The sequence below is a fragment of the Castellaniella sp. GW247-6E4 genome, assembly GCF_040276065.1.
Lineage (GTDB): Bacteria > Pseudomonadota > Gammaproteobacteria > Burkholderiales > Burkholderiaceae_B > Castellaniella.
Map to the genome: position 1 here is coordinate 1 of NZ_JBELOI010000024.1, position 7,529 is coordinate 7,529.

At 57.3% G+C, this 7,529-nt stretch carries 4 protein-coding genes; all 4 read right to left on the reverse strand.

Annotated features, from left to right (window positions below):
- Positions 1-107: 107 nt before the first annotated feature.
- The 4 genes from drmC to ABS761_RS16560 are packed head-to-tail and all read right to left on the reverse strand — an operon-like array spanning position 108 to position 7,344.
- Entirely contained in the window at positions 108-851 is a 744-nt protein-coding gene (gene drmC, locus ABS761_RS16545; protein WP_350409498.1) for a DISARM system phospholipase D-like protein DrmC, read from the reverse strand.
- Between the two features lie 53 nt (positions 852-904).
- Positions 905-2,746 (reverse strand): DrmB family protein, encoded by a 1,842-nt coding sequence (gene drmB, locus ABS761_RS16550; protein WP_350409499.1) that lies wholly within the window; start codon positions 2,744-2,746, stop codon positions 905-907.
- Between the two features lie 10 nt (positions 2,747-2,756).
- Complete coding sequence (gene drmA / locus ABS761_RS16555; RefSeq protein ID WP_350409500.1) at positions 2,757-6,281, reverse strand: DISARM system helicase DrmA; 3,525 nt, start codon at positions 6,279-6,281, stop codon at positions 2,757-2,759.
- A 13-nt stretch (positions 6,282-6,294) separates the two neighbouring features.
- A complete protein-coding gene (locus tag ABS761_RS16560) occupies positions 6,295-7,344 on the reverse strand; it encodes a hypothetical protein (RefSeq protein WP_350409501.1) in 1,050 nt (349 codons plus the stop codon).
- Positions 7,345-7,529 lie beyond the last annotated feature (185 nt).

Genomic DNA, 7,529 nt, shown 5'->3' on the forward strand with positions numbered 1-7,529 from the left:
GGGGTCTTCGTCTTGCGAGGCATAATCACTCCTTGAGTGCATGTTATGCCTTAAACACGAAATTAATGACAGGCCCCTCTACCAGGGCAGATTCAACTTTTTTCATCCTATCTGTGTTGAGCGCGTTTCAACGTGGAGTTTCTAATCAGCCCATTGAGGTGACTTTGAACCCACGCCTGAACGTCTTCATCAGTCAGGCTCACACCAACCTCAAAATTCCGGCTAAATGCGTCATCTGTAAGGTTGGCACTGGATAATAAGACGACCTCATCCACCACTGCCAGCTTCGCATGAAGCTTTCCGGGCCTGCCTGCCTGATTCCGTTCACGCTTTTCCACGGGCCAGAAATAGACTTCCGCCACATTCACCAGTGCAGGCGGGAATGCTTTGAGCGCGTCAAAGCTGAGCTGTCCCTCCGATGTCTCGGAAAACTCGAGAATCAATCGTATCTTGACCCCGCGCCCAGCCGCCTTCAGCAAGGCTATTGCCAGGCGCTCGACCTTCACCGCGGCAAAGGTGACCAGCAGAATTTCCTTCTTGGCCGAGGCAATCAAGTCATAAAGGGCTTGGTCAATGCGTCTTGCTGGCAAATAGCCAGCGGGTGGCGGTCCAGACCACAGCATCTCAATCTGCCGAGCCCGCTGGTCACGGTGATGAATCTCGAACGCAATTCGCAAACTGCATCCAAGAGCTTCCCAAGAGAGCTTGCCGACAGCCATATCGACGACCTGATATAGCAAAAACGCCAGATCAGCATTACTAGTTGCCGGCATGCGCTTTTTGATGAAATCAGGCGTCGCTGTTGCCGGTACGGTACGCAAGATCTCGCAGGCTTCATTCAACCAGATCATGGGCGCTCTCATAATGAGCGCATGAACGGATGGCGTGAGCGATTGATCCATAGTCAGTCAAAGAACGCCGTGTTGGTGGCCGCAAAGGTATTGACTAGAGCGGACCTGTCCAAATAGCGGTTGCCCCGCTCACATGATGTCTCGGGTGCAAACTGACAAGCGTGGCAGCAGGCACCTTGAATCGTTCTTCCCAGCGTGTCCGGCTGATGTTCAGCGCACAATGGATCAGAAGCACACAGGCGCATGCTTTCCGAAGCTTGTTGTAAGTGGCGCCCAAGGGTGATCGGGTCCCCCAGTTCTACCAATCCGCCCAGCGTGCCTTCGCTGTCGGGCGCTGCGGTGTAGAGTAGGATGCCCGCCATCGGACCGCCGGGCTCACCCGGCTGTCGAGAGTACAGGCGCTCTCGAACGCTAGCAGCCGTGTAGCCACAATCCAGCACGATTTGCCGCATCAAAGCGTGCGCAAGTGAATGCAGCAGTACCAGCCGAATACCAGGGAATTGATCACTGGCGGGCTCAAGCCTCCGCAGCAACCGCCAAGCTTTGTGTGATTCCAAGAACTGCTGCTGAAGCTTTTGAACTTCGGATTTTTGCTCCCAACTCAGCAAGGCTTCTTCCCGGATTCTGAGAAAAATTCCCTCTCCGCGGACTTCCGAAGCCGGCAACCATTTTGGGCTTTCTCGGCTCAGCTTGGTCAGGCGCGCTTCACCTAGATTTGTCGCCTCAGCGAAATCAGCATTCGATTCGATGCGCGTAAAGCCCATCAATGCACGCACCTCCCGAATGCGCTCCACCAGCACGGTATCTTCCAGCAAGGTCTCATAGCCCTTCGGTGGTGCCACACGCCTGAGCTTGAAATCACGATTTTCCGCGGCACTCTCGGGGTTCGAAAAAACCTGCCACTCGGGGAGCTTCAAATCTTCTGGCGGCACATCGCCTTGCTGGTGGCCGACACGCCTGGTCTCGATAGCGCCCCAGATGTCTTCATCGCTGTACTCAGAGAACAATGGAATCAACGACTGAAACTTTTGGCTCTTCTTTCGCATGAGCCGCAGTTCATCCAGGTCCTCTGTATCCTTCAACTCGGCCCATTGTTCTTCTACCATCTTGCCGAGCTTGTCCACCGACCGCGGGATGGAAAGTGCCGACAGTGCTGTGGGGAACCAACTATTGGATGCCCCCAGCAGAATCGTTTTTGCAGGCTCCTGGCAGTTTGGCTCAAGCAATCGCAAGTGAGGGTGATGACCGCGACACTTGAAGGGCGTGCTGGAGTCAAACGCATCCGCCATACGGCGGCTGGCGCCGCAACTGTGGCACTCGACCACAATGTCCGAGGCATCACCGGACGCCCCGTACTCACGCAAGGTAAGCTGCGCGCCTTGGCACGGCACGTTCCCCTTGTGGACAAATTCCAGCCAAGGAAAGTCTGTCAAATGCCCTTCACGGCAGGCAATCAGGAAGCGGACAGACAAAGCCGAAGGAGCCCTGCCTCCCTGGCTTTTCAGGCAACCTTGATGGACGTACTCTGTTTTGTCAGGGCGGTATGGGTCCTGCGCCAGCTTGAATACGCCAGACTCCACCGTCGCCAGCGTATCGCACAGCGAGCAACGCAACCAGCGAGGAAACGGCACCACGGGAGCCCCCACAGCGGGAGCAGCCGGATCTTTTTCCATGCCGTCCAGTTTAATCGGTGGCAAGTACAGCTTGGTCAGTTGTGAGCCCAAACGCTTTTGAATCGCGGCGACCAGACGGTCTTCCTCGATTTCCTTGCAATAGCGGGTGTCCCAATCGTCCAGGCCCATTACCAGCGCCGACATGTTGGGCAAATCGACCAACGAGCCCACACCAAAGGTGAAAATCAGCTGGCTCGGGCGGAGTTCTCCAAGTTCATTCATGTTCTTTTCCTCAATCAGCTCGCAGCCCGGTGGTGCGTTGGTCCAGCACCAGATCCACCGTACCCTCCACATCCCGCAAGGAATTCAAGCAGGTGAACATTTGCCAATCGTTCTTACCGGCTTGTTCAAGCAACTCCACCGTGGCGCCGCCCTCTGACTTGTAACCCAGCTTGTGGTCCTTCTGGTTGTGGATCCGTTTCAGCCATTCATCACGCCGGCGATCAAGCATGTCCTTGATGCGATCGCCTACCAAAGTATCGTGAGTCGCGCGCTCTCCACGCTTGCTCAGTAGCTCGAACACCTGCGCCCACACCGGGTCGGTGTCTTGTACTTCACCTGCTTTCAGGTTGGCGTTCAGGTGGTCGTCCAGCAGACGCATCAGGCCCACCATGACGCCCGTAAGCCCCCGATCCAATGCGCGCGCGGAGAAGGGCGTCACTGACAACGCCTCGACATGCTTGTAGAAGGTCTCGTGGTAGTGTTCAAACCGCTCGTAGTGCGACAAGTCCCGCGGGCGGGCCCAGTTGAACACGGTGCTTACCAGCCCAGGCCCATCGGCCGAACGCCCCACACGGCTGGTGGCCTGGATGTATTCCGATGTGTTCTTGGGCTGACCTGCCACCACCATCATGCCGAGCCGATCAATGTCCACGCCGACCGAGATCATGTTGGTCGCCAGGATCACGTCATAGGGCACAGCCGAAGTCACCTTTTGCCCGGCTTTGCGTTCGGCAGCCCGCTGGGCCTCCAAGGACTTGTCGAACGCGGCCTCCAGGCGCTCCAAAATCTTTGGAATGTCCGTGCCGGACTTGCGCGAGGTCAGTTCCTCCACCAGCCGGACCCGACGCTTGGCCAAGCCGCGTTGGTCGGCATCGCGCAAACGGGCCTTGATGTCGTCCTCCACCAACCGGCGTGTGCCCGCCAGCTCCCGAATCGAGTTGAAGTACCCGGTCAAGGTCATGTAAGGGTCCGCCAGGCGGTCGTACTTCTCGAACAACACCTGCGCAGCGGCCATGTGGGCTACGTAGGTGCGGATCATGGCGACCGGATAGCGGCGGCCGAAAGCACTGATGCCCAGATAACGCCGTCCAGGATATTGCGGCCCCGCTGGTCGCTGGATGGCGAAAAAACTGTCCTTGATGCCTGTGCCCTGAGGAGGAAAAACCTCCAGCTTTCGCACAAACAGCTTTTGCACCTGATCAGGCGCTCGTCGAATCGTCGCAGTAGAGGCCACGACCTTGGGACGGACCTTCCCGCCATCCACTGTCCATGAGCACAGCTCATCCACCGCGGCCTCATACAAGCCCACCATCGAGCCCAGTGGCCCGCTGATCAGGTGCAGCTCGTCCTGGATGATCAGATCGGGGGGACGCAAGAAACCATGGGGGCGGTTCTTCACCGAGGGAAGGCCATTGCGCGCCGGATGCGACTGGCCGTCCTCGACACATGGCGAAAGGAATCCGTGGCGGTCGCACACTTCCGTCACCTTGCCGAACAGCATCTGCGTCAGACCGTTCCAAGGCATCTGAGCGAATTTGTCCACGGTCGCAATCAGCAGTGACGGTGGGCGGCGGTAGATTTCTTCGTCCACCACCATCACCGGCAAGCCTTCTTTAGGCGCACGGGCTTCGGTGAAGTCGCACCGGCCCAGGTTGTCGCCGCAGTAGGTCACGCAGCGGCCAATATCGCTGGGTGCCTCGTATACCCTCACGTGCTGCTCCTTGATCTCGCTGCCGCACCAAGGACAAGAGGTAATCTGCAGAGGACTGCCGTTTGCTGACGGCCGCCCACCGACATTGCGCTGGCGCAGAGCGCTGGCAGCACCGCTCAAGGTGTTGGGCGTGGTCTTGCCGCCGACCCACAGCCCAAGTCGGAAAGGCGTTTCACCCCACTTGGCCACATCGGTGCGGCGAATGGATTCACAGGCACAAATCAGCGCGGCGGCACGCTGGAACTGCTGCAAAGTCAACAGGCGCAGGGTGTAGCGCATCAGCACGGCCACCCCATGGTCACCACGGCGGCCTTCAATCACACCCTGCAAACGACGCAGCGCCAAGGTATAGGCCGTCAGGCCCAGATAGGCTTCGGTCTTACCACCACCGGTCGCAAACCACAGCAGGTCGGCCACGGCTTCGGTCTCGTGACTGCGATCGTGATGGTGCAGATCAGACAAGCTCGGTAAGTTGAGCAATACAAACGCCAGCTGGAACAAGCGCCAGCTTCGATTTCTCGGATCGTGGTCCAAGTCCGCGTAGCCATCCTCAACCTGCCTCTCCTTCTTGCGCACCTTGCGGGCGAAGGTGGAATGGATACGCTGTTGCCACATGGCTCGATTGGCAAAGCGGAAAGCTTCTTCTGCGAGCGGGTCATTCTCGATCAGGTCGATGCCTGCCCGGATGCGTTGCAGCGCCCGGGTGCAGCGGTCCACTGCTCGCTGCGCGGCCTCCTCATGCCCGGCCAGGCGTTCTGTTGGCAGACCGAGCTTGGCGGCCTCCATGCTGATCCAGAGCTGATACGCGGTTTCGATATGGCGCAGGCTGGCAATCAGGCCCGGCTTGGGCAGTTCGGCCAGCGCTTTCATATCCATGAAGACGCCGGTGAGGTTTTCATCGTCCGCGGGAGATCGTGGCGTCTGCTGGGGCACCTCAAATTGAGGCACCCATTCGGTTTCCACCTGGGTGGCTCGCTCAGCCAGTGGTTCTGGCAATGTGGCGTGTACCGAAATGCCATGCCCCACGGCAAATTCCCGCTGATGCCGGTAGAGCATTTCCAAGGTCTCGGTTTCTTCGCGGGTCAGCGGATCCATCTTGGACAGATCTGCCTTGGCGTTCTTGCGCTGCACGAAGATGGGCTGCTGTTCGGCACCGTGTACCCGCAGCTTGGGTTGGAACACCCAGACCTCATCCTTGGGCTCACCGCGGCGCGTGCGCTCTTCCTGCTGGTTGACCATGAACAGCGTCACCACCCAGCCGTCCGCGGTCAGGCGCATGCGACCCTGCAGCAGCACCAGCGGGTGGCCCGGATGCAATGGGGTGGGTTTGAGCATGCCGTTCTTCAGGCCAAGAACCAGCGGCGGCGCAGCCACCGGGGTGCGTTTCCACACATTGGCCGGGTTGCCATCGCGGTTGGCCTGCGCTTCGCTCTTCACCCGCAGGTATTGTCCCCAATCGGCTTCAACCACGATCTCTTTGGCTTCGGCGGCGACGACAAAGCTCAGGCCCATCGACGAGGGGAAATAGGTGCCCCCTGCAGGCACACCTGATTCCGGAGCCCCTTCTTCGCCTTCATCGCCACCACCGGCGCCCAGTTCGTCCAGTTCCCCGCGGTCGATCTGACTGTCTTTGGGGGCCAGCATGCCGACCAGATAACGCTGGTAGGCGTGGTCTTCATACTGATTCAGCTCTTCCTCTGGCCCGCCCGCGGGACCGAGCAAATCTCGCACGACCATGCCAGTCAGTTCATTGCGCAGATCGCTGGGGGACTTGGGGGCCAGTGCTGGTGCGGCTGGTGAAGCAGTCGGGTGTGTTGTACTCATGGCATTCTCCTGTTCACAAATCGAGCGCGCTTTGACCGACGCTGCCCTGTTTCTTTCGACCAAGTTTCTTGGCAGGCCTTTTTGCCGCTTGTGCCGCAGCAGCGGCGGCCTCCTCAGCATGGCGCTGATGATTCAGAGCCAGCAGGCGGTCAAGCACTTCGCGGCGAGCTGCTTCGGAAATGGTGAACCGAATACCCTGTTTGGTTTCGTGAAAACCGTGGCCGAGGTCGAGATCATGCCAACCGTAGGAGTCGGCAATGGCCTCATCCATTTCGATGTGCAGACTTCTTAATTGACAGATGTCAGTGGCGTCCTCATTCGAGTCGTGAAAATGGGTGTAAATTCTCGTCAGACCTTCGCCCCTGGCCTCAATAATTGACTGCCGGAATAAGTAGTATTTCTCTGCAATAACAGAAAGCTCGTCCGGGCAAGTGGGCATTGGAAATGTTGTTGCACACCTTTTGGGGCTGTACACAAGCCTAGTTTCACGCCGCAATCCCCAGCGCCATGCCCATGTTGAATGTACATCTGATTGAAGCACGGCGAATAAACCAAAGCTGTCGGCAGGGAAAACAACTAGCTTGTGCTTCAAAATGAAGTCTTTTTTTGGCACAAGCGTGAATCGTAGAAAAGATGACGTTTCACCACATGCAAAAGCATATTGATACAGCGAAACCGCCCTACAGATCGCAGCAGCCGGCGCAGAATGCGCATAGGCATCGGGACTGCTGATAGGTATCAGCCCGTTAGCACTTAAATTTCCACCACCGGCAATAAATGCCCGCAATTTTTCTGGCGCAATCGCATGGGGAGCAAGACGAAAATCAACAAGATCGTATAAATTTTCCCCTCCAATTGCCGGAACAAAAAACTCCTTAAGTTCCGGGGCTACAGCAACGCCGGAAAGATAAGTTGCGTATGAAATTTCTCGATTTGAAGGAGAAAGTTTTATTCCCAACCCAGAAAATGGGAAATTAGAAGTAAGTTCAAAAGGATGGATTTCAATCGGTTCGCCCGGATTCAGTTCGTCATCAATAGCATCGACCACCTGTCCGTCCAACATGCATGGAGCTACCCACGTTTTTCCAAACGATGTACTAACTACCTCCAGATTTGCTGTGCCTGGCCACTTGAATGGACTGCTTGCACAGTAGAGTATCCAACCGTTTGATCTAAGGAACATCTGAACAAGTCCCGTGGACCTGTCAGAATGTAGGTTGTTGAACGAGACCCGATCAGGACGCCCCC